This window comes from Spiroplasma sp. NBRC 100390 (genome assembly GCF_001886495.1).
In the GTDB taxonomy this organism is placed as follows: Bacteria; Bacillota_I; Bacilli_A; order Mycoplasmatales; family Mycoplasmataceae; genus Spiroplasma.
The window spans coordinates 335,439-359,609 of sequence record NZ_CP018022.1 but is presented as its reverse complement, the minus strand read 5'-3'; the positions used below and the strand labels follow the sequence as shown (position 1 = coordinate 359,609).

Here is a 24,171-nt window from a genome sequence, read left to right as displayed (position 1 = left end):
AATGCCAATAATTTTTTAATTTGAATTAATAACAAGGAGAAAAAAACAATGAAGAAATTATTAAGTATTTTAGGAACAATCACATTAGTCGGAACTGTTGCTCCCAATGTTGTTGCTTGTCATAACAAAAAACTAGTTACTAACGAAAGTATTACCGCAAAAGACCTGCAAGTCTTTAATGAAATTCAAGCAAAAGCAGGTGAAAAAATTAATCAAAAAATTAAAAATATTCCTTATATCGATAGTATAAAAAGCAACTTGTCAAAAATCTATTCTAAAGTAAATAAAGGAGATACTGATTCTTATCAATTAAAGTTAAATAATCCAGAAGATAATAAAATGGCTACTTATTTTATCAATAGTTTTACAAAAATTTTTGATAATGTTAACCATGACTTACAAAATGAATATTCAAATTACTTTGTTGATGAAATGCCATTAACCCTAGATGATGAAAAAAATATTGTAAAAGTTACTTTTATTGATGTAGAAAATTTACGCAATAAATTTCCTAGTGATGTTAATCCAGAGCCTTTTTCAGCTGTTCGAGTTGATTACAAAGCAACACTTCAATTAAAATTTAAACAAATGTATGCTAGTTTTGGAATAACAAGTATTTACAATGTTACTGAAAATGTTACTGCCTTACATGCCTTTTCTGATAAAGCAGTAAGTTTTCTAATTGAAAACATTAAAGACTATTTTATTAAATTAGAAACTGTTAATTTTGGTGAAAATGAACTTTTTAAACCACTATATGATCAAATGATGTGAGATTTTGCAAAAGATACTAAACCATTAGACGATATTTTCAAAACTGCTGTAAAAAATTATATTATAAGTCAAAAAGAATTTCAAAATATTAGTATTACTTATAATGATACACCCTTAATTGAAAAAGAACAAAATGGAGCATTAACATCAGAAAATAAGGGATATGATGGTTTAACAAACAGTGCAAAACAAAACAAGGTTTTATTGCAAGAATGAATTGGAGAAAAAATGAATAATGGTGTTGGTTGAGATAGCATTGATGATATCAAACCTACTGATTTTGTTGATTTTTATAAAAACAATGTTGGCCCCGTTTTCAATGTTGACGACAATGTTGGTTTAGACTTAGGCACATTTAAAATTAAACTAAATTATTTTAACATCTACGGATTAGGGTTATCTGGTAATGTAACAAATAAAGATAATGAAGATGCAACAATTACTTTGAACTTATCGCGAGCAGCAATTGACAAAAAATTAGCAAACTGAGGAAAAATTATTATTCAATTTATTAAATACGCCAAGGGTGGAACTTTTATTAGTAGTTTTGTTGAATTTAGATTTCCAAATAAAACATTTAAAAAGGTCCTAGAACAAAATAAAAAGGATGGTCTTCAAAGCGTTATTAACTTTTTAGTAAAAGATTTTAAAAATTCTGATGAAGCCAAAGATTTGGAAGACCTTGATTTATTTAATATTAAATTACATCCCCTATTGTCAAAACCTAAAGGAATAGAACAAAATTGAAGTTGATTAGAAATAGTTTGAGATTATCAAATAACAACTCCATGAGCAATGATGTTTACATTTGGTGAATCTTTTGATGGTGGCTTATACTATTCGTTTGTATCAAGTCCAGGGTCTAATAGTGGCAAAATGGGAATGCAATTTTCTATAGCAGAAAGAACTAAAATAGAATAGGAAAGAAATTAAATAATAATAAAAACAAGTTTAAGTTACAACATTTAATTGTCCTTAAACTTTTTTTATTTGATTCACAATTTTTTATAATAAAACTTTGAAATATTGTCTTAATTAAAACCCATTCCGCTTAAACCACCCATTCCCGGAATGTTTGGCATACGACCAGATTTAATTTGGCGAGCAATCTCATCAACTTGTTTTTTTGTTTTTTCAAATTGATTAATTAACTCATTATATTCTTTTTCTGTCCGCCCCGAACCTTTTAAAATCCGATTTTTTCGTGATAAGTGTTTTAACAACCGCGGTTCACGACGTTCTTTAACTGTCATTGAAGATAATAAGACTTCTGTTGCTTTTAATTTACGTTCTGCATCAGCAATTTTTTCATCACTCATTTTTGGCATTCCAGGCAATAATTTCATAATTCCACCCATTTTTCCCATTTTTGAGATTTGTCGCATTTGATTTAACAAATCTTGTAAATCAAATTGTCCCATCATCATTCGATTCATTGTTTTTTTAATATCACGTTCATCTAAAACATCTTTTGCCTTTTCAACTAGAGTTTGAACATCTCCCATTCCCAAAATTCGATCTGCCATTCGGTCGGGATAAAAAATTTGTAAACTACTCATTCCCTCTCCAGTCCCAATAAAAGTAATTGGCAATTTGGTTAAATGAGTAATTGATAATGCTGCTCCCCCACGAGCATCACCATCTAACTTAGTAACAACAACTCCGGTTAACTTTAACAATTGATTAAATTCTGTTGCAACATTAATAATATCTTGTCCTGTCATTCCATCAACAACAAGTAAGATTTCATCAGGAGTAATATTATTTTTAATTTCTTTTAATTCTTGCATTAATTCCGCATCAATATGCAAACGACCAGCAGTATCAATTAAAATAACATCATTTTTAATTTCTTTTGCATAAGTAACTGCTTCTTGCGCTGTTTGAACGGGATTTTGTGTTCCTCGTTCAAATACTTCAAGATTTAGATTCTTTCCAATTGTTTTTAACTGATCAATTGCTGCGGGACGATAAATATCACAAGCTACCAATAATGGTTTTTTTTGATATTTTTTTTCCACTAATTTGGCAATTTTACCAGTGGTTGTCGTTTTCCCACTCCCTTGTAATCCAACCATCATAACAATTGTTGGTTTTGAAGCAAAAGATAATTCCTTCGTTGTTTTCCCAAAAATATTAACCAATTCTTCATGAACAATTTTAACCATCATCTGTGATGCATTCAAACCATCGGAAATATATTCTCCGCGGGCTTTTGTTTCTACTGCCTTAATAAAATCTTTTACCACTTCATTATTAACATCCGCTTCTAATAATGCCAATCTAATTTCCCGCATTGTTTCACTAATAGCATCACTAGTTAAAGTTGATTTTTTCATATTTTTTTCAATTGATTTTTTCAATCGATTTGCTAAAAAGTCTCCAATCATCACTAATTCTCCTTTATTTTTTATAACAAAATCTTTCCTAATAATTATAATACTAAAATTTCCATAAAAAAAGAATAAAAAATTATTCTTTTAAATAACAGTTTCTGTTATTCGTAACTCTCTAATTACTGTAATAACAATGTCCCCTGGAATTGCCTTTGTTTTTTTAATTTTTTCTTTAATATCAATTGCAATTTTGTGTGTACGGTCATCATCACTAATAACTGGATTAACAATAACACGAATTTGACGTCCTGCTTGTAAAGCATAAACCGATTGAACACCAACTACTGTTTGACAGATTTTTTCTAATTCAGACATACGGGAAATATAATTTTCAAGATTATTATTACGGCTCCCTGGTCGTGCTGCTGATAATGTATCGGCAGCAGAAACCAAAACTGAATATGGATTATTAGCAGAGACTTCACCATGATGTGAAGCAATCGCATTAATGATAATTGGATTCTCATCACATTTTGTTGCTAACTTAACTCCCAAGGTAACATGGCTTCCTTCGTTATCAAAATCAACTGCTTTTCCAATATCATGTAATAGACCAGCTCGCATTGCAATCGTTGCGTCTAAACCTAATTCACTAGCCATCATTGCCGTTAATTTAGCAACTTCAATTGAATGCAATAAAACATTTTGCCCATAACTAGTTCGGTATTTTAAAATTCCTAGATGGCGAATTAATTCAATGTCTAAATTATCTAATTCTAATTCAGCAACAACTTCTTTTCCTGTTTCCAAAATTGTCATTTCAATTTCTTCTTGCTCTAACTTGATTGTTTCTTCAATCCGATTTGGTTGAATCCGTCCATCAACTAATAGCTTTTCTAATGTTTTTTTGGCAATTTCACGGCGAATGGGGTTAAAAGATGAAATTTGAACAACATTTGGAGTATCATCAATGATTAGATCCACTCCAGCGGCTACTTCAAAAGTTCGAATATTACGGCCGTCTTTCCCAATAATCCGTCCTTTCATATTATCATCTTCCAAATAAACAGAAGTAGTTGTTTTTTCTGCCACAATATTAACAGCATAACGTTCAATTGCGCTAGTAACAATATTAATGGCTGTTTCTTTGGCGTTAATTTTTGCTGTATTCTCAGCATTTTTTAAAAATTCACCAATTTCTTTTTGGTAACGGTCACTTATTTCTTTAAAAAGTACATCTTTCGCTTCTTCAAGAGAATAACCAGTAACTTTTTCAAGCTGTTGAAGATTATGTTCAACTAGTTCTTGATAATAGTTAATCTTTCCTTGTAATTCTTCTTTCTTCCGAAACGTTTCTTGCTCTTTACTATGTAATACTTCTTCGCGTTCAATAATTAAACGCTCCCTATTTGTTAAAAACTTTTCCGTTTCTAAAAATTCTTCTCGTTTCCGAGCTAATTCATTATTCATTTCTTGTCTAATTTGTGCTGCTTCAACTTTTCCATCTGCTTTTGCAGCATTAATAATTTTTTTTGCCTTTTCTTCAGCTTGTTTTATTTTTAACTTTGTTTTTTTAATTAATTTAAATCTTAGATATTTTTCACATAAAAATCCAAGAAAGTAAAAACCAATTGCAACAGCAATAATGATTATTACTCATATAGATATTTCCATAATTATGTCTCCTCTACTTAGAGTATTAAGCAAGAAGTATTAATTTAAGTGTATAAGTGGAATAATGGCAATAAATAATTACCACATACATTATACTCTTTTTTAAAGGAAAAAATGGAAATATTAACTATTTTACAACATAACTGTGCTTTGATGAAATATTAAACTTTTGATTTTGATAAGTAATTATAATTAAATTCTTGTTAAGTTTAAACTTTAATTCGTATTTTGATGGTAATGTTCCATAAAGATTTAATTCTAATGAAACAGTGTCTAATTGTTCAAAATGATAATTATCTTCTTTAATAGTTGGAATAATAGTGTTTCCTTTTACAAAAAGCAAAATTTCATCTGCCGAACAAGACAATAAATAAGATTGCTTTCCAAGATATTTCTTTTCTTTTTGGCCAAACAAAAACCATTCTCCTGCAGGTAAATAAACTTCTCGCTTCATTGTTTGTGGTGTTAAAATCGGAGCTATTAATAAATTACTCCCTAAATAAAATTGACTATCAATTATTTGTGCAATTGAATCATCCTCATCTTCTAAAACCATTGCTCGTAAAATTGGCACCCCTGTTGTCACTGCTTCTAATTCACACATTTTAAAATACGGTAATAGTTTGCGTTTTAACTTTGCATATTTGATTGCATTAGCTAATACCCTTGACGAAAAGTTTCAAAAGGAATAATAAACGGAATTTTATTATTTAAAGCAATATTCTTCCCAATAACATTTATTCCCGTTTGGATTAGTGGTCAAAATAGGGACAAAGTAATTGCAATTGGTAAACAAACCACAATTACCATTAATGGCACAAAGCGTGGTCCATTAAAAAAAGATAACGCATTAGGTAAACGATTAAAAGCAAAAAACTTATTATAAACTCCAGCCCCAATAAAACCAGTAATAATTCCCCCCAATGCATCAAAACGGAGTGAATAAACCCCTTCTTGATTACTAAAATAATCCTTTTGGTTGGTTCATCTTCCCCCTAAAATATAATTCATAAACTCAGTTCCATCAGTTCCTGTTCTAGTTACAAAAAATGTTGCTCCAACACTTAATAATGTTAAATAAGCAATTGCTCCAGCAAAACAACCACCAGCCTTATTTTTAGCTCATGACCCACCAATAGCAATAGCAAATAACAATCCAATATGACGGAATGGCATTCAACCAATTGTTTCAATAATTGTTCCAATATGGTTTGCTACTTTGGCAATACTTGTAATTTGACCAAAGCCTAACGGTCCAATAATTTTACCAACAACAATGAATAACCCAGCAACTGGTAAAATTGCAATCATTGTTAAAATTGCCTTAGCAAATTTATTAATCCCAATTTTAAAGCGTGAATTCTTTCCCCCTTCAAATGGCGCCTTAATTTTATTCTTTAATTTCATAAAATAGTTTTCCTTTTGCCTTAAATTTTCTGACTTTGCCATTCTTTATTTCTCCTTTCTATTTTAATTTTATTTACCAAAAAAAAATAAGAACTTGTCGTAACAAGTTCTTACTAAAAATAATTTACTTTATAAAATTCAAATAATTCTGGTTGGTATGTTTCTTTACTACATTCAACAACTTCATGATATTCTGAAAAAGTAATTGAATACTTTTTAGGCAAATATGTTTTAAAACTTAACTGCAAAAACTTTTCATCATAAGCATTAGGCAATTCTAAGCGTAAACATTTAAGGTTATTGATTAGCGTAATATTCCTTGAATGGATATAAGATAATAAACTATCTTCACAATCTTTAAAGTTAAGGTTTTTAAAATTGTTTTATTAACTCAAATAATGGAATATTTCTTAATCCTATCATTTTGATAACGAACTTTAATTAAACTCATAAAATCATTATCCAAACATTGATATGTATCAAGAAAATATTGATCAAGCGGAATATTAACAACATATAATTTATTAACTGCATTGTCATATTTTTTTTGAAAATGATAATTCCGTACTTCAAAAAACTCGATTCAAAGTAAAATAACCTTTCCCTTGCAAACTATAAATCATATTTTTTCCAATTAACTTTTTAAATGTATCACGAACAGTTGTCCGACTAACTTGATATTGTTTCATCAGCATTGCTTCTGATGGTAATCTCAACCCTGGTTTGCCTTTACTTATCATTGTTTTTAAAATTGTCTCTAATTCTTTACTTCCCATAGTATTAATTTTAAATTGAAAATCAATAAAAAAATGCTTTTTCTTTTAAAATTTTTGATTTTAAAAGAAAAAGCACTATTATGCATGTGGACTAAATGGATCAATAACTGTTAAAGTATCTGGTTCCTCTTTTGCACCCATTTTATGATCAATATTATAGTAAGTATTGTTTGACATTTTAATTCAATCAACAATGTCTTTTATCTCTGCTAATTCTTCATAAAAATCAATCACAAATCAATCATAAAATTTATAGGTTACTAAATCCCCAACTTCTTGAGCATGATGTGCTAATTTATTGGTTAAATCAGCGAAATATGCCCGTTTTGTTTGATAGATTTCCATTAGTTCTGTAATATTTTTAATATCATGATATTCTTCAACAATATTTTTTACTTCATAATGACCATCACGTTCTGATACAAAGTTCATAATTCGACGTTGATGTAAAACTTCATCTTGTGCTTGAACTTGAAAATAATGACTAAAACCAGGAAAACCTAATTTTTCGGCCGCTGAACTTAAATTATAACAAAAAAATTGCATTTTAAGGTGTTCATTAATATATTGTTGTAAGTCTTTTTCAATATCTTTTTTTAACATAAGTTCCCCCCTCTTCCTACTACCATTGTACACTCTTTATTGTCAGTTTAATTTAAAACAAACTTTTTTATTAAAATAATAAAATTGGTTTGCTTTAAATTTAAATTTTGATACTTCAATTTTTTTAGCAATAGGGCTAATTTTTAATTCATCAAAATTAATTAATTCATTAAGATTAAGGTTAAAAATAGTTGTTTTCTTTTCATTAATATTTGGATAAAAATTATTTCAGATTGCTTTAATTTGTGCTGCTGTTTCATCACGATGAATAAAATCATTTAATAATGTTCCAAATTGCTGACTTGATAATGTTAAATATTGATTATTATTTGGTTTTGTTAGGTCTAACGTTACTTGTTTTAAGATTTTACTTAAATCAACTTTATATGTTTGATTAACAACCAAATCATCAATAAATTTATTACTTGCTGTTGGCAATGCCACAATTTTAAAACTATAATTAGTAATTTCATTATTAGTTAAAACTTGATCATTGGTTTTAAAATATTTTAATTCAAAATATTTATCAAAAGATTCATCTTGATAACCTAAGAATTCCATTACTTTTGTCTTAATAATTATTGGTAATTTATCAACATAATTATCTTCACCAATAACAATATTATTAGCTAAATATTTATCAAATTTTCAAGTTTGTAAACTCTCAAAATCAACATATTCTTTTTCATAAATAAAACCATTCTTACGAAATTTTCGTGGCGCTCCTCATTGTGCATAAATTGCCAATACTAATCCCAATACTGCAATTAAAATTAAAACCGCATAATCTAATGCTCGATAATTTTTAATAAATAATGTTGAAACATCATCACGTTGCGTTTCAAGAACAAAACGAATTAAATTTCATAAAAAGAAATAAAAACCAGTTTGAACTCCACTACGTGTTATTGAATAACGCCCAGGATTATTTAATTTTGTTAATTCTGCACTATCATTATGCCACCATTTTTTAAAACGATTACCTAGTTCTGATTTGGTTTTAACAAATGATACTTTCGGCATCTCATCTAATTGTTTTTGGCTTGGTACATAATTAAAATATGCTTTATCTCAGACTTCTTTTCATGTCATTTTATCTTTTTTAATATATTTCCGGTTAAAGAAATGAATAAAATTATATTTTAAATCAAAAGGATATTCTTTTGAGTCTTTTTTCCATGGTTTTTTGCCAAATAACTGTCCAGCAAAAGGAATAAAAAAAGTAATAAATAATCATGCTAAAAAGTTAAAGAACGATTCATATAAGAAAATTGGTTGACGAAAGACAATTTCTCCGCCACTTGTTTCTGGTGATAATCCAGAAGATCCAGCTCATTGTCATAAGTTATCACGAATAAATGCTGGTAGTCAACGTAATGAATCATACGAAGTAACACTTCCTAATAATTCATGGTTAAAGAAATTACCTCAACGTCCTAATACTTGTCCCAATAAAATATTTGGAATAATAGCATCAGTATAAACTCAAAGTGAAACCTTTGATTTTCTCCCCACAATGCCAAACACAATTAAACCAGTAATGGTTCCAAACAGAACACCACCATGAATACTCATTCCTGCTTTTCAAAACGCAAATAATGACCAAAATGGCACCGCTCCTGGTTCTGTTACCCATGGATTGTTAACATCATTATTAACTTTTCCAAAAAAACTAGCACCAAATAATGAAAAAGGAATAATAACAAAAACTGATCAAATTAGAGGTTCAATCGGAATCTTCTTAATTTTTAACCGAATAAAACAGGCTAAAACAGATAAAATCATTCCCGTAGTAATAAATACAGCATACATATGAACTCAGCCACCATATGTTGCTAAAATGTCGTGTGGCGTATTAGTAGGCGTAATTCAATCCGGAGATGGTGGCCCACTTGTTAATAAAATATTACTCATTTAATTTTTCACTCCTTATTAATAATTGCTAATAATTAATGCATAACAATTATACACCAAGTTATGATAAAAAAGTTCACTTATTTTTACAACATAATTGTAATTCCTTGCTTTTTAAATTATAATTTATACAAATTAATATAAACCCAGAAAGCGAAGTGAAGTTAAAAATGAATACCACTGCGTTATCAGAAACAGCAGTTAATAAAATTAAAACTCTTCATCAAGATCATCTTCAACAACACTATAAAAAAATTACTAGTTTTTGACGAAAATCAGTTATAATTGATGTTATTTTTAGTATCTTAATTACAATTTTAGGAACAGGTTTATTAGTGGGAATTATTCTTAATGTTATTAATATTAGCAATAATAAATTACAATTTTATCTTATCTATGTTGCCTTACCATTATTAGTAGTAACAATTATTATTTATGTTTTAATTAAAGCTGGTGCTGTTAGTATTAGTCTTTTTCTTAATCGATTAGATTATAATGCATATTACCAAATTGCAATTGAAGATCTTTGAAAAGATGAAATTACCCTTGATGAAGTAAGCAATAACTTTAAAATTATTCCTGAACCAAACTTTACTAGTTTTAGTAAAGATCCAAAAAAAAATAATCTTTTACAACAAAGTTTAATTCGAGTAAGTAGCTTAGAAGAGAAGCTAGATAATAAAGTTATTAATGGTACAACAAAAAATAACACCTTTTCATTGGGTGTTATTACTGTTCGAAAAACAATGGTCTTCTTAAAAACATTAATTTTTTGTCTTCTTATTGGCCTAATTATTTTAGCTAGTCTTTCTAATAGTAAAGGCAAAGATTCAAAAACATCAAATAGCATTGCAAATGGTATTAATATGACTTACTTATTATTATGAATTGAAATGAAGCGTTCAGAAAACTACTTTTTCTTTACGGCCACATTACCAAAAAACTTCGAAATTGAAGCAAATATTGTTCCCCATCAAAATAAATTTAAAAAGTTTATTTTAAATAACAAAGAAATCCAACTAGAAGGAACGGAATTCCCTAATTTATTTGATACTAATACAACTGATCCAGTTGAACTACGAAAAATTTTAACACCAAAAGTAATGGCTAATTTAATTGACAATAGTAATAAATATCAAGAAGTTTTATCAATGTCCTTTGTTAATAATAAATTTACTTTACTGCTTGATAAATATTATTATAGTAAAAAAGCACATCATCAAGATCAAATTTGAAAACCCATTATTGCAAGAAACAAAAATATTCAAAATTGTATTGATGATTTAATTGCTAAGATTGAATTAGATTTAAGTCATTTGAGAAAGGGATTAGATTATTTAACTGGTTTTGATATTAAATAATCAAAAATTATTACTTGATATGGCTTAAGTTTTTCATCAATAGTTTGATAATTATTATAAATAATTTTAAAATTAGTTAACTTATTATCAAACATAATTTCTTGATTCGACAAATTAATAATTACTAAAAATTTTTGGTCCTGATAAGAGCGATAAAAACTTAACACAACAGGATTAATATCAAGAAAATCAATTTGGCCATAACTAAAGGCTAAATTTTTTTTGCGTAATTGAATTAAAAATTGATATCCCTTAAAAATTGATTGCGGACTATAATAATCTTTTTCCCAATTAACTCTTAAATAATTTGTATTTACATTAATTCATGGCTGATGAGAACTGAAACCACTAAACTGCTTATCATTTCATTGCATTGGAGTTCGGGCATTATCACGTGAACGAGCACTAAGAATTTTTAAAATTGCTGACACTTCATAGCCTTTTTGTTTTAAAATTTGGTAATAATTAATTGACTCAACATCCTTAAGTTGGCTAATATTTTGATAATCATTATTTTCCATTCCAAATTCTTCTCCTTGATAAAGATATGGTGTTCCTCTTAACATCAGGACAACAGCGGCTAAAGCAGTTGCTGATTCAAAACGATAATTTTGTGAATCACCAAAGCGAGATAAAGCCCGTGGTTGATCATGATTATTTAAAAAAGTTGCTAACCAACCGTCTTCTGCTTGAACTAACTGTTGTCATTCTTTAATGTTTGCTACTAATTTTGCAGGGTCATAAGGTGCTAATGCTCACTTTTCATTATTTAAATAATCAATTTTTAAATGATGGAAGGTAAAGGCCATATTTAATTCTTGTGATGTTGATTTAGTGTACAAAATAGCTTGCTCAATTGAAGTTGACGATAATTCACCAACTGTGATAACATTTTCTTTCATATGGTATGTCTTTTGTCCCATTTCTTGCAAATACTTGTGAACTTGTGGCAAATCAGTATAATATTTTCGTCCATCACCAGTTAAATCATCAACAAATGTTGATGGTTTTCCAATTAAATTGATAACATCAAAACGTAATCCTTGCACCCCTTTTTGTAATCAATAATTAATAATTTCATAAATATCTTGACGTAATTTATCATCACGTCAGTTTAAATCAATCTGAGTTTTATCAAACAAGTGTAAATAAAACTTTTTTAATCCATCATGATATTCTCAAACTGAACCACCAAACTTACTCTGCCAATTATTTGGTGGAATTGTTTTATCCCCTGATAAGAAGAAAAAACGGTCTTGATATTCTTTATTCCCTGCAAGTACTTTTTGAAATCATTCATGTTCAATTGAACAATGATTAAAAATCATATCCATCATAAGATAAATATTTCTTTTTTTTGCTTCACTAATTAATCTTTCAAAATCATTCATCGTTCCAAACAAAGGATTTATTTTTTTATAATCAGCAACATCATAACCATTATCTTTTTGCGGTGAAAAATAAATTGGGTTTAACCATAAATAATTAACACCTAACATTGCTAAATAATCTAGCTTTTGAATAATGCCTGAAATATCACCAACACCATCATTGTTACTATCATAAAAAGATTGTGGATGAATTTCATACACAATCGCTTCTTGAAAATTAATTTTATCCATTATGTGCTCCTTTACTATTTAAGTTATTTATTCACTAATATTTTCCGCTATTTTTGGTTGGTTTTTAAAATTAAGTAAACTTTTTCCTTTAATGCTTAATAATTCATTTCGTAATTTTGCAAAACGCGGGACTTTTTCTAAAAACCAAGTTAGTGTCATACTTACACTCATTGTTAATAAACCACTAATAATAAATCACGTAAATCCTGTTCCAATAAATGTCTTAACACCATTAACTTGACTAAAAGGTTGAATTGATAAAACACCTAATCATGCTCCATTCCCAATTCCGTTCGAAGTTACACCAGCAACCGTTAATAATAAGGCACCACTAGCTGAACCAACAATTGCGCCTAAAAACGGATAAAAGAAACGTAAGTTAATTCCATACATTGCTGGTTCTGTTACTCCTAACCAAGCAGAAGTTGTTGCAGAAATTCCAACTTCCTTAATTTTTGGATCTTTCCGATTATTAATAGTGAACATTAAAGTTGCACTTCCTTGCGCAATATTTGACATACATAAGATTGGAAAAATAAATGATCCACCAATTTGAGCAGTATTTTGAATCATTACAGCATTAAACATTGTATGAACCCCAGTAATAACAATTGGGGCATATAACAATCCCAGTATGGGAGCAAAGAAATATTTGGCAATTGGATTAATTAATGTCCAGCTTAACCCAATTGAGATTGCACTTCCAATAATATAACCAACCGGACCAATTAGACATAATCCAATGGTAAACGATAACAAAATAGTTATTAAAGGCACAAAAATTTGTTTCAAAACCGCCGGAATAATCCGGTTTAAACCTTTTTCTAAATAAACACCAAAGAAGGCTACTCCAATGGCGGGAATCACCTGACCAGTATACTGAACTTTTCAAGGAAACTTTCAAGCCCCAAAATCAAATGTTGGCGCTACATTAAAGATTCACAATGAATTACCAGCTTCACCAGCAATTGAATAAATGTCAACTAGTGGTGGTAATAATAACGTTAAACCAATAATGATTCCAATTACTGGTGAACCACCCATTTTATTAAAAATTGATCAACAGATTGTCACAGGGATGTATCAAAAAACTGCTTGGGCTGGAATTCATAAAAATTCATTTAACCCTTTTGCAAAAACAGAAATACTAACTAATGAAGTCCCTGGTCCGCTTCAATTAGCTTCTAAAATATTTCGGAACCCTAAAATTAAACCACCAGCAACTAACGCTGGAATTAAAGGAATAAAAATTTCAGAAAAATGTTGTAATAAGCGTTGATATCATTTTGTTTTCTTCTTTGAAGAAGAATTTGCTTGTTCTGTATTAAAGTTTTCTGATTTAGACTTCAAATACTTTTGAAATTCAAGAAAATAACTACTAACATCTGCTCCAATTACAACGTGATACTGTCCAATTGGTTGGACTGTTCCTTTAACATTTGCTAATTCCTCAATTCCTTTTGAATCGGCTCTATCATTGTCTTTTAACACTAATCTAAGCCTAGACACACAATGTGTATATGAAATAATATTATCAATTCCTCCTAATAACGGAATTAATGTTTCTATTTCAGTAAGATATGTTTTTTTTGGCATTTTTCACCTCTTGATATGGAATTGTTTCCATAATAAGATTATAATACACATTTTTTTAAAATATAAATTTATTTTAAAAAAGTTTTAATTTCATAATTTAAACATTCAATTGTTTGTTCATTATCGTTACTATTTCCATCCAAAATTTGTTTTAGCCTAAAAACAATTTTAGTTGCTAATTCCTCATAATTAATTGCAATACAATATTGTTTTTGCAAAACTGGAAGAAAAAAATCACTCATATTAGAAATATCAGTTACCAAACTATTTGTAATATTTTGTTTCATTAAAAACGCAAGAGCAATTTTATAACAAGTATGCGTCCCACAAATGATAATTTTCTGCTTTAAGTCAATTGTTTTAATAAGATCATAAATAACACCTTCCTGATTTTTATCAAAAAAATAGCTATCAAAAGAATAATTATGCATTTGAAATCAGTTTGTAACAGTATCATAACGAGCAAATCCAGTTGGTAAATTAGTCACGGGATTCTCTCCAATATAAAGAATTTTATGATGATTATTAAATTCACCATTTGCTGCCATTTTTTCTAATAATGAATACATCATTTCATTATCATTATTAATAAAAACTGTATTCCCTCATTGTCGACCATAGACAATAATTGGAATTGTAATTGTTTTTAAAAAAGTGCGAATATTTTGATCATTACTAATTGTAAATAAAACTAAAGCTGCTGGATTACGACGAACTATTTCCTGTAAATGTAATAAATATCGTTCTTCATTATAAGTTGTTTCGACTACAAATGGTACTATTTTTGAAAAGCTATCATTAATTTGTTTTAAAATTGATTTAACAATAAAAGTATTACTACTTGTTAAATCTGGAATTAAAATATATACTTCCAAAATTTTCTTTTTAATTGAGTGTGCAGCAAAATCTGGCTGAAAATTATATTTTTCAACAACTTTTTGAATTAAAACTCGCTTTTCTTGGCTAACATAACCACCATTAAAATAACGAGACACCGTTCCAACCCCAACGCCACATTCCTCTGCAATTGTTTTAATAGAAATCTTTTTATTTTTCATTTAAATTCTTCTTTCAAAATCAGTTTTGCTTAATAATCGGTCCAAATAATAAAAATAATACGCAATAAATTATTAAAATTGCAATAACAAAAATAAAAAAATATGGAAAATCTCAGCGTTTAATATATAGCAGTTGAAATAAAAGCCCCGTGATTACACCAATCATAATAAAAATACTATGATAAAACCACGGAATTTTTTTAAAAATCTTTTGTCAAAGTCCTCTTTCTTTTGATAACGAAAAGCTACTCATTTAATTCACCCCTTATTTATTTAATTATATGCTAATTTAAGAATCTTAACAATTTTTTAAAAGTCTTATTTTTTAAAATTACAATAAAAAATATGTTTTTACAAAACATATTTTTTATTTTTATTAAATTCTTGTTATTTTTTCTTTAAATCATCAATTTCTAAGTCACCATGAATTACCAAATCTTGGTCTTTTCCTAATGCGTTTGGAATGATTGTAAATGTATTTGAGATTCCATCTGCCGCATGTTTAAATGGAATTTTTGAAACAGAAGCTAATGAATTAACAGCTCCCGTTTTATCACGACCACTCATTGGGTTAGCTCCCGGAGAAAATGGTACCCCTGCTTTTCGTCCGTCTGGCGAATTTCCAGTGGCTTTTCCATACACAACATTTGATGTAATTGTTAACACTGACATTGTTGGTTCAGAATTACGATAATGATGTTGACGACGAATTTCATTCATAAATGTTTTTACAACTAAAATTGCAATATCATCAGCTCGATCATCGTTGTTTCCATAAGTTGGAAATTCTCCTTCGGTACGATAATCAACAACAATTCCGTTTTCATCACGAATTGGATAAACTTTAGCATATTTAATTGCTGATAAAGCATCAGTTACAACTGATAAACCAGCAATCCCGGTGGCAAAGAAACGATGAGTATCTGTGTCCATAAAACATAACTGACTTCTTTCATAAAAATATTTATCATGCATATAATGAATAATATTTAATGCATTCGCATAAACACCAGCTAATCATTTTGCCATTTGAACAAATTTGCTTCAAACTTCTTCATAATTTAATGGTGTTTTTTCATCGCCATGACATGGTTCATAACGTGGTGATACTTGATTTTTATGTACCTCATCAATTCCACCATTAATAGCATATAATAATGTTTTTACTAAATTACAACGAGCACCAAAGAATTGCATTTGTTTTCCGACTTTCATTGGTGAAACACAACAAGCAATTGCATAATCATCGCCGTGTGTAACACGCATCAAGTCATCATTTTCATATTGCATTGATGAATATAAAATTGAATATTTTGCACAGAAGGCTTTAAAACCTTCTGGTAAATTTTGTGATCATAAAATTGTTAAATTTGGTTCTGGTGAAGGTCCCATATTAGCTAAAGTATGGATATAACGAAACGCTGTTTTTGTTACTAATGTACGACCATCTAGCCCCATTCCCCCAATTGATTCTGTTGCTCAAATTGGATCACCAGAAAATAATTGATTATATTCTGGTGTTCGCATAAATTTAACAATTCTTAATTTCATAATCATATGATCAACTAATTCTTGTGCTTCTTCTTCGGTTAAAATTCCTTTTTGAAAATCACGTTCAATATAAACATCTAAAAAACTACTTGTCCGTCCGTAACTCATGGCAGCTCCATTGTTTTCTTTAATAGCTGCTAAATAAGCTAAATATGTCCATTGAAATGCTTCTTTTGCATCTTTCGCTGGTTTTGAAACATCAAAACCATAAGATGCTGCCATTTTTTTAATTTCTTTTAAAGCACTAATTTGTTCTGAAATTTCTTCTCGTAATCTAATCACTTCATCAGTCATTACCATCGAGGTATTTTTTTTATCATCCTCTTTTTGGGCAATTAAAAAATCAGCTCCATATAAAGCTAAACGGCGATAATCACCAATAATTCGACCGCGCCCATATGCATCAGGTAGTCCAGTGATAATATGTGATTTACGACATGCTCGCATATCATCAGTATAAGCATCAAAAACACCTTGATTATGTGATTTACGATATTTTGTAAAAATTTCAACTACTCGTGGCGAAACTTTAAACCCATAAGATTCATTAGCTGCTTCAACCATTCGAACTCCTCCGTTTGGCATCATTGCTCTTTTAAATGGTTTTTCAGTTTGAACCCCTATTACCTTTTCTAATTTTTGATCAATGTACCCTGGCCCATGTGAAGTAATACTTGCTGGCAAGTCTTCATCAGCATCTAACACTCCACCATTTTCGCGTTCTTGCTTTGTTAAATCCATTACTTTTGCTCATAATTTTTCTGTTGCCACCGTTGGCCCAGCAAGAAAATCATCTGTTCCAATATAAGGTTTATAGTTCATTTGAATAAATAATCGTGTATCTACTTCATCGGTTCACTTACCTGTATGAAAACCTTCTCACTCTGGAAATCATGTTTTATTCATAATATCCTCCTATTGTTTTTTATTTTTAACTACTAAACTCTTGATTAAATATATTTTTAGAAAAATAAAATAGTTTTATCCTGTAATTTTTAATGTTATTATTCTCAAAATACCCAATCAATAATATTATACTATTAATATTCCAAAATTTACCAAATTTAATTTTTCTTTTGTTAATTCACAAATTAGCAAAAAAAGAACTATATTAAATAGTTCTTTTTATCTTAAAAAACAATAAATTACTTAATTTTTTCTTTTTTAATAAATCACTGTTTTTTAACTGGCAATTGGACATTATTAATTGCTTTACTAAATTTATCTTGATCCAAGACAAAATTATTATCAATGATTTCTGCAAAACCAGCTTTTAATTGTAATATTTTAATTTTACTTCCATAATTTTCTTTTTTTAAATTAACAGCTGTTGCAGCAACCTTTTTATGTGCAATAAAGTATGCCACCGTTGGAATAATAACTGCTCCCCCCAAAAAGTTACCAATAAAAGCCGGTAATAAATTAAATCCTGCAAAATAACCAACTGACGAACCCGGTAAAACTTCCGTCCCAAACATTGGGGTTCCTAACATTAAGACATTCATTCAGAAAATAAATGAATTAGCAACAACGTGTTGATAACCAGAAATACAAAATGCTAATAGAACAAAAAAGATACATAAAATTGAAGCAGTTGGACTTTTTGAAGAATAAGTAACATATAATGTTGCAGCAACTAAAATATTACAAAAAATCCCTGACATAAGACTATTTAAAAAAGTTATTCCCATATCGCTACTAGTCACTGCGTGACCATGGGCTAAAGCCTCTCCAATCGAACCAACCTTATGTTGAATCATGTTCATCGTTTGACCAGCAAAACTGTTTAAATCAGTTGTTGTTTGATGACCATAAACAGCAGCATAATAAATAATAACTGCTGCGAACAAACAACCAATAAAATTAGATAAAAAAATTAATAATAAATTACGAACAAACAATCATGGATTTGCGTGTCCGGTTGCCGCATTAATAAATCCAACACAATGCGAAGTATAAATTCCACCACCTAAAAATGTTACCAACAATAAGCCAACAGGAAAAACAATCCCAAAAATTACTTGTTTAATCCCAGTTGTTGTAATTCCTTGAATAGCATACAATGCAGCAATATATCCAACCGAAATAAATAGGCCCCCTAAAAAACCATTCAATAACGTATTAATAATTCCGGCCCTAATTTTACGATCAGATGATTCAAAAGCACCAATAATAGCTTGTTCAGAATAAGATCAATGGCCCTCTAAAACTGATACATCAATTTTTGATAACTTATCAATTTCATTTTGATATTTCACTATTTTAATAGTATTTTTCATTGTTTTTCCTTTCGTTCTTAAAATAAACTCTGTTTTAAATTATACATTAAATCCTAATAATTTTGCAAATAATGTTCAGCATTCATCACGCCCAATGTTTTTACTGCCTGATGTTTTAATAAAATAATCACTATCGGTAAAATTTAATTTTGTTTTAATAATTTTTTCTTGTTTTTGAATATCATTCTTTTTTAATTTATCTAATTTTGTCCCAATAACAATTGTTAGAATTTTAAAATGTTTTAAATATTGATACATCTCATAATCATCTTGGGTTGGTGAATGCCGTAAATCAACTAATAAACAAACAAATTTTAAATTATCTCGTTGGGTTAAATATTCTTCCATCATTTTTGCAAAAGCAACTTTATGATTATCATTTACTCTTGCAAAACCATAACCTGGGGCATCAACAATTCGAAATTGATTATTATTAATTGAAAAAAAATTTAACATTCTTGTTTTTCCTGGTGTTTGTGAAACTTTTGCTAATTGACGTTGATTTGTTAACATATTTAAAAAACTTGATTTTCCAACATTACTTTTACCTAAAAAGGCAATTTCAAATAAATCATCATTGATTCAACCGGCTTTGTTTACTGCCGAGGTAAGATAATTAGCATTTTTAAATTTAAACATTATTGCCCCTCCAATTGACGATTGATTTCATACATTAAAATTGTGCCTGCTTGTGCGACATTTAATGATTCTAACTTTGGACTAATTTTGACTTGAACATTATAATCACTAATTTTTTGTAACTCAACAGAAAGGCCATGTCCTTCGTTTCCTAACGCTAAAATATATCTTTCTGTTTTATTAAACTGACATTCTTGTAAAAAAATGCTCTTTTGTTTTAAAGTGGTTGTAATAAGTTTATATTGCCTTGCTTGTAAAGCCTTAATTTCTTCCAAATTAAGTTCTTTAATAATAGTCCCAAAAATTGCACCTTGACTAGCCCGTAATACTTTATCATTAAAAATATCAACAGTATGATTATATAAAATAATATTAGTAAAATTAAAACCCAAACCGGTTCTAATTAATGTCCCTAAATTTCCTGGATCTTGAATATTTTCTAATAATAAAATATTTTGATTAGCCCCGAAATCATTCTTGCTATTTATCTTATTTAAATCAATAACACCAATAATATTTTGACTATTTTTGCTTTGACTTAATTTTGCTAAAATAGGTTCTGAACAAATCGTTATTAAAACATTAGAAACATTTTTTAATTTTAATTTATTTGGTGCAGTTGTTAAAATCTCAACTAGTAATTCTTGTTGTAAAGCTTCTTCAATAATATTTCAACCCTCAATTAATGCTAAATTTAACTCTTTACGGTATTTTCTTTCTTTTAACTTTGCCAATAATTTAACGTGTTCATTTTGTGTTGAATTAATTTCACGATACTCCATCTGCTTGTTTTCTTTCTTTCTTAATTAACATACATAAAGCCGACAAGATACCTTTTTGTTTTAGGATCATCTCACTGTTTTTTTGTTGTTGCTGTTTCTCGCATGGCCACCGCCATTGCCCGTGGACGTTTTGGTGGATCTTGCATTTTTCCTAATAAAACCGATAATCCGGTACGTTTATTTTCTTGATTATTTTCTTGATTATAATCTTCCGCATCTTTAACACCAATTTGTTTTGCCATGATTTTAATCTTATTTTTTTTATATCAACGTTGAAATTGTAAGTATTTTTCAAAACTTCATTCCTTTTCTTCTCATGTTAAAAAAATACGTTCTTTTCCTTCATCTCAACTATCTAAATAATCACGGAAATTCGTTTGCGAGGTTGGACCTTGTTCCATCATTTTAAAAGTGCGAGCAATTGTCTCTGCTAAAGTATCATAACCATAGCCAATAAAAGCATTGCCAATTCAATGATGTTTATAAATTGGCTTTAAAGGGTCAATTGGTTCAGTAAAAGTAATCGCATATGATCAATATTTGTTGTCAGCTTTACTGCGAAAGAGTTCATATCCAAATTTTTCATGTTTTATAATAACCGCATCTTTTTTAATTTTACATACTAAATGCTTAAAACTTTTAACAATCGTGTCAATTTCAGTTCCAGTTAATGGCGCTTTTAATCTTGGCTGTTTTAATTTTAGAATATGTTCTGCATAATATGATGGCATAAATATAAACCTCTTTCTTTGAACCATAGTAATTAACTAATTATAATTTTAACTTTTATAATTCGTTAAGTAAAGGATAATTATAAATTAATCTTTTCCTAAAAGACATTTTTTAAAAAATTTTAAATATAGATAAGTTTTATAATTTAAAAAAAAGAACTTAATTTAATCATTTTGACAACTTAAATTGTTCTTTCTTTTTCTCTAAAAAAATTATTAAAACAATAGTTTAAGTTTATCCTTAAACCTTATTTTGCTTGTGCATTCAAATAATCTTTTAAACATTTTAACGAACAAACATTAACATTATCAATTCGCATAATTTTTGATTTAAGCTTATCACATTGATAACAAACAAACTCTTTTGATTCATTTAAATGATGTGTACATGGTTTTTCTTTATGAACTCAACACTCAGCAATTCCTTGCCCTAATAGTTCAAAATTGCTGCCATTGTCATTAACCATTCGTAAAAAACTAACTCCTTGTGCAACATCATGACCACAAGTTGATTTAATTAAAACGGATAAAATTTCATATGAAGAATTTGCAAAAGCTAAATTTGACATTTGGTTCTCATAATTACAAGTTTCACAATCAACATATGGAATATTTGTTAAATGTTGAATCTTTGTTACTAATTCTGCAAATTTATCTAATCATTTATTATTACTTAAAACTTTATTATTCATCTTTTTAATCTCCCTACTTAATTGTTTTATTAAGATATTTCCGCAAACATTCTCGTGAACAATAATTATTATTGTCAAGAACTAAATGTTCGTCATCTTGATAAAGTAATTTTTTACAATAAACACAAGCAACATTATTTCGTAAAACTTTAATATATGAATTAGTAACATCATTCATTTGATTACATTCATTACATAAATCAACATTAAATTGCTCAATTGCTTCTTTTTTTACATTAATTTTATCAAAACTAAAACCAAAAAAAAGATCATAAATATTTAAATCATCAATATCTTTTTCCTGATGACAGTTATTACAACAAAAAGAAGTAATTTTCCCAAGTTTAATTATTTCACATAAATACTCAAATAATTCATCTTTAAATTTAATTCAATATTCATAATGACGTTTAACATCATTTTTATTATTTTGTTCATTATTTTCATCAGTTATTTTATCATTATCTCGCAAGTTTTCTAACTTCATTATTATATCCTCCAAAGAATTCAATGCATTTATTATATCACAAATTGAAAGGAAACAATTAAGAACTTATCTGTTAGTTAGCATTAACTTAGATAACTATGTTCAATCAACTTAACCCAAAAATTTTTAAAATTCCATAGTATAATAATTGTATGTATTAACTATCTTTATTATGAAGGGAGTCAATTTTATGGCTAAAAGAATGCTGTCATCACTTTTCAACATTTTGTTTTGTTGATTAAATGTGATTCTATGAATTTTTAATGTGAATCCTGTTGGAACACTGATTTTTGGAACTGATTGTCCAAATACTCGCAAAGGAAAATTTGTTTATGGATTATGTTCCTTATTACAATGAATTTTAATGGTAACAATTGTTGGAACAATCTTCGTTATTATTTTCTGAGCAAAAGGACAACCATCAATTGCTCAACGTCTTGCTAAATTAATGTAATAATAAAAAGTTTTAATAAATATCTTTATAAAGTATATTTATTAAAACTTTTTTAATTGCTAAAATATTATTTTGTTGTCAACAATGGAATTGCCTTTGTATAAATTTCTAACATTTTTTGTAAATCACTAATTTTAACATACTCATTATATGCATGCATTGTTGATTCATTAATATCAAATTCAGCACCAAAAGCAACACAATTTGGCATTGCCTTTGCATAAGTTCCTCCACCAATTGCAACTGGTTTTGCATCCTGATCACCAGTAACGTCACGATAAACCCGCATAATATTCTTAATCATCGGACTATCAATTGGCACATGAATTGGTTTTTCTCAAGAAATAATTGTTAATTGTAAATGATAATTTGATAACTCACCTGTTAATGGCTCTTCAACATCTTTTAACTGATATGAAATTGGTACTCGCATATTTAATGTTAAACGCGTTTTTTCAGCATTAATCTCAACAATTCCATTGTTAACAACCAATAAACCAGTTTCATCCTTCATTGTTGAAAAAATCTGACTAAAATTAAAATCATTGTATAAATGTTTTTTTACAAAATTAGCAATTGGTGAATCAGTTGTTAACTCAGCATATGTTGCCAATGTTGCTAATGCTGCATTAATTCCTCGTTCAGGTAAACTTCCGTGTGATGCTTTCCCCTTCACAATTAATCAATCATTTTCAAGAGCTGTTTCAATTTGGTTTTGATCTAATTTAGCTTTAATTTCTGTAAGATATGGTCCTTGATAACGAACAACATCAGTCACACAATTATATGCCTCACCACCTAATAAAACAAATTTTTCCCCTTTACCAATAATATCGGCATTAATAATTCCTTTTTCTGCATATACAACTGGAAATTCACCATCTGGAGTATAACCTAGCGCAGGGGTTCCTTCAATTGCCATATATGCTTCAATTGACGCTCAATCAGTTTCTTCTGTTAAACCGAAAATTAAACGAATACAATAATCTGGTTGGTAATTATGGTCTTTTAAATATTTTAAAGCATATAAATTGATAATGGTTGGTCCTTTATCATCAAATGAGCCACGACCTAATAATTTTCCATCTTTAATCTGCGCTTGAAATGGGTCAAAATCTCATTTTTTAAGATCACCAGCCGGAACTACATCTAAATGTCCTAAAATAGCAAAGATTTCTGCACCCGTACCATATTCAACATAACCATAACGGTTTTCGGGATCCTGATAAGTTTTAAAACCTAATTCTTGTGCTAATTTAATGGCATAATCTAAAACAGCTTTTGTTCCTATTCCAAATGGAGCACTTGGTTGTGCTGCACTACGTACCGATGGAATTTGAATAATATCTTGAATTTTTGCTAATGCTTCTGAAAAATATTTTTCTTGTAATTTAATAACATCTATTTCCATTTTATTTTCCTATCCCTTCTAAGG

22 protein-coding genes and 1 pseudogene are annotated in these 24,171 nt (G+C 28.6%); 3 read left to right on the top strand and 20 right to left on the bottom strand.

The genetic code is table 4. From position 1 onward, the window contains the following. Window positions 1-48 precede the first annotated feature (48 nt). On the top strand, window positions 49-1,695 hold the full coding sequence (locus tag S100390_RS01660; RefSeq protein WP_070406570.1) for a lipoprotein: 1,647 nt from the start codon (window positions 49-51) through the stop codon (window positions 1,693-1,695). A gap of 110 nt (window positions 1,696-1,805) precedes the next feature. Here the strand turns inward: S100390_RS01660 and ffh are convergent, their stop codons facing one another. The 8 genes and pseudogenes from ffh to S100390_RS01625 form a co-directional block, all read right to left on the bottom strand. Further along, window positions 1,806-3,167, bottom strand: a complete 1,362-nt coding sequence (gene ffh / locus S100390_RS01655) for a signal recognition particle protein (RefSeq protein WP_443027996.1) — start codon at window positions 3,165-3,167, stop codon at window positions 1,806-1,808. 87 nt (window positions 3,168-3,254) lie between these two features. Next, window positions 3,255-4,784 (bottom strand): ribonuclease Y, encoded by a 1,530-nt coding sequence (gene rny, locus S100390_RS01650; protein ID WP_083258386.1) that lies wholly within the window; start codon window positions 4,782-4,784, stop codon window positions 3,255-3,257. Between the two features lie 127 nt (window positions 4,785-4,911). After that, window positions 4,912-5,388 (bottom strand): TIM-barrel domain-containing protein, encoded by a 477-nt coding sequence (locus tag S100390_RS01645; protein WP_070406568.1) that lies wholly within the window; start codon window positions 5,386-5,388, stop codon window positions 4,912-4,914. Between the two features lie 53 nt (window positions 5,389-5,441). After that, on the bottom strand, window positions 5,442-6,233 hold the full coding sequence (locus tag S100390_RS01640; RefSeq protein ID WP_231918065.1) for a PTS transporter subunit EIIC: 792 nt from the start codon (window positions 6,231-6,233) through the stop codon (window positions 5,442-5,444). A 71-nt stretch (window positions 6,234-6,304) separates the two neighbouring features. Further along, window positions 6,305-6,550: pseudogene (locus S100390_RS05525) on the bottom strand (GntR family transcriptional regulator); the annotation flags it as partial. Window positions 6,551-6,715: 165 nt separating this feature from the next. Continuing rightward, entirely contained in the window at window positions 6,716-6,967 is a 252-nt protein-coding gene (locus tag S100390_RS05520; protein WP_231918063.1) for a winged helix-turn-helix domain-containing protein, read from the bottom strand. A gap of 78 nt (window positions 6,968-7,045) precedes the next feature. Further along, window positions 7,046-7,570 (bottom strand): ferritin, encoded by a 525-nt coding sequence (locus S100390_RS01630; protein ID WP_070406567.1) that lies wholly within the window; start codon window positions 7,568-7,570, stop codon window positions 7,046-7,048. A gap of 36 nt (window positions 7,571-7,606) precedes the next feature. Beyond that, a complete protein-coding gene (locus S100390_RS01625) occupies window positions 7,607-9,484 on the bottom strand; it encodes a prolipoprotein diacylglyceryl transferase (protein ID WP_070406566.1) in 1,878 nt (625 codons plus the stop codon). 170 nt (window positions 9,485-9,654) lie between these two features. On the opposite strand from S100390_RS01625, the gene S100390_RS01620 reads away from it, so the two are divergent. Then, complete coding sequence (locus S100390_RS01620) at window positions 9,655-10,845, top strand: DUF3137 domain-containing protein (protein ID WP_070406565.1); 1,191 nt, start codon at window positions 9,655-9,657, stop codon at window positions 10,843-10,845. On the opposite strand, the gene S100390_RS01615 is transcribed toward S100390_RS01620, so the two are convergent. The 11 genes from S100390_RS01615 to S100390_RS01565 all read right to left on the bottom strand — a co-directional run bounded on the left by S100390_RS01615 (window position 10,818) and on the right by S100390_RS01565 (window position 22,282). Then, entirely contained in the window at window positions 10,818-12,467 is a 1,650-nt protein-coding gene (locus tag S100390_RS01615) for an alpha,alpha-phosphotrehalase (RefSeq protein WP_070406564.1), read from the bottom strand. The genes S100390_RS01620 and S100390_RS01615 overlap by 28 nt on opposite strands. Before the next feature lie 27 nt (window positions 12,468-12,494). Next, entirely contained in the window at window positions 12,495-14,063 is a 1,569-nt protein-coding gene (locus tag S100390_RS01610) for a PTS transporter subunit EIIC (RefSeq protein ID WP_070406563.1), read from the bottom strand. 68 nt (window positions 14,064-14,131) lie between these two features. Beyond that, a complete protein-coding gene (locus tag S100390_RS01605; RefSeq protein ID WP_070406562.1) occupies window positions 14,132-15,121 on the bottom strand; it encodes a LacI family DNA-binding transcriptional regulator in 990 nt (329 codons plus the stop codon). Continuing rightward, window positions 15,111-15,374, bottom strand: a complete 264-nt coding sequence (locus S100390_RS01600) for a TIGR04570 family membrane protein (RefSeq protein WP_070406561.1) — start codon at window positions 15,372-15,374, stop codon at window positions 15,111-15,113. The genes S100390_RS01605 and S100390_RS01600 overlap by 11 nt, the downstream gene beginning before the upstream one ends. Before the next feature lie 134 nt (window positions 15,375-15,508). Then, window positions 15,509-17,578 (bottom strand): formate C-acetyltransferase, encoded by a 2,070-nt coding sequence (gene pflB / locus S100390_RS01595; RefSeq protein ID WP_070406560.1) that lies wholly within the window; start codon window positions 17,576-17,578, stop codon window positions 15,509-15,511. 239 nt (window positions 17,579-17,817) lie between these two features. After that, window positions 17,818-18,951 carry a formate/nitrite transporter family protein gene (locus S100390_RS01590; RefSeq protein WP_070406559.1) on the bottom strand — a complete coding sequence of 378 codons (1,134 nt, stop codon included), beginning with the start codon at window positions 18,949-18,951 and terminating at the stop codon, window positions 17,818-17,820. A 39-nt stretch (window positions 18,952-18,990) separates the two neighbouring features. Next, on the bottom strand, window positions 18,991-19,590 hold the full coding sequence (gene yihA, locus S100390_RS01585) for a ribosome biogenesis GTP-binding protein YihA/YsxC (RefSeq protein WP_070406558.1): 600 nt from the start codon (window positions 19,588-19,590) through the stop codon (window positions 18,991-18,993). Then, window positions 19,590-20,372 (bottom strand): TrmH family RNA methyltransferase, encoded by a 783-nt coding sequence (locus tag S100390_RS01580; RefSeq protein WP_070406557.1) that lies wholly within the window; start codon window positions 20,370-20,372, stop codon window positions 19,590-19,592. The genes yihA and S100390_RS01580 overlap by 1 nt, the downstream gene beginning before the upstream one ends. Before the next feature lie 20 nt (window positions 20,373-20,392). Next, entirely contained in the window at window positions 20,393-21,103 is a 711-nt protein-coding gene (locus tag S100390_RS01575) for a hypothetical protein (RefSeq protein WP_070406556.1), read from the bottom strand. A 248-nt stretch (window positions 21,104-21,351) separates the two neighbouring features. Beyond that, on the bottom strand, window positions 21,352-21,795 hold the full coding sequence (locus S100390_RS01570; protein ID WP_070406555.1) for a hypothetical protein: 444 nt from the start codon (window positions 21,793-21,795) through the stop codon (window positions 21,352-21,354). Between the two features lie 13 nt (window positions 21,796-21,808). Beyond that, window positions 21,809-22,282: a hypothetical protein gene (locus tag S100390_RS01565; protein WP_070406554.1), complete on the bottom strand. Its 474-nt coding sequence runs from the start codon at window positions 22,280-22,282 to the stop codon at window positions 21,809-21,811. Between the two features lie 190 nt (window positions 22,283-22,472). On the opposite strand from S100390_RS01565, the gene S100390_RS01560 reads away from it, so the two are divergent. Then, entirely contained in the window at window positions 22,473-22,736 is a 264-nt protein-coding gene (locus S100390_RS01560) for a hypothetical protein (RefSeq protein WP_070406553.1), read from the top strand. A 67-nt stretch (window positions 22,737-22,803) separates the two neighbouring features. Here the strand turns inward: S100390_RS01560 and S100390_RS01555 are convergent, their stop codons facing one another. Continuing rightward, a complete protein-coding gene (locus S100390_RS01555) occupies window positions 22,804-24,147 on the bottom strand; it encodes a Sapep family Mn(2+)-dependent dipeptidase (protein WP_070406552.1) in 1,344 nt (447 codons plus the stop codon). Window positions 24,148-24,171 lie beyond the last annotated feature (24 nt).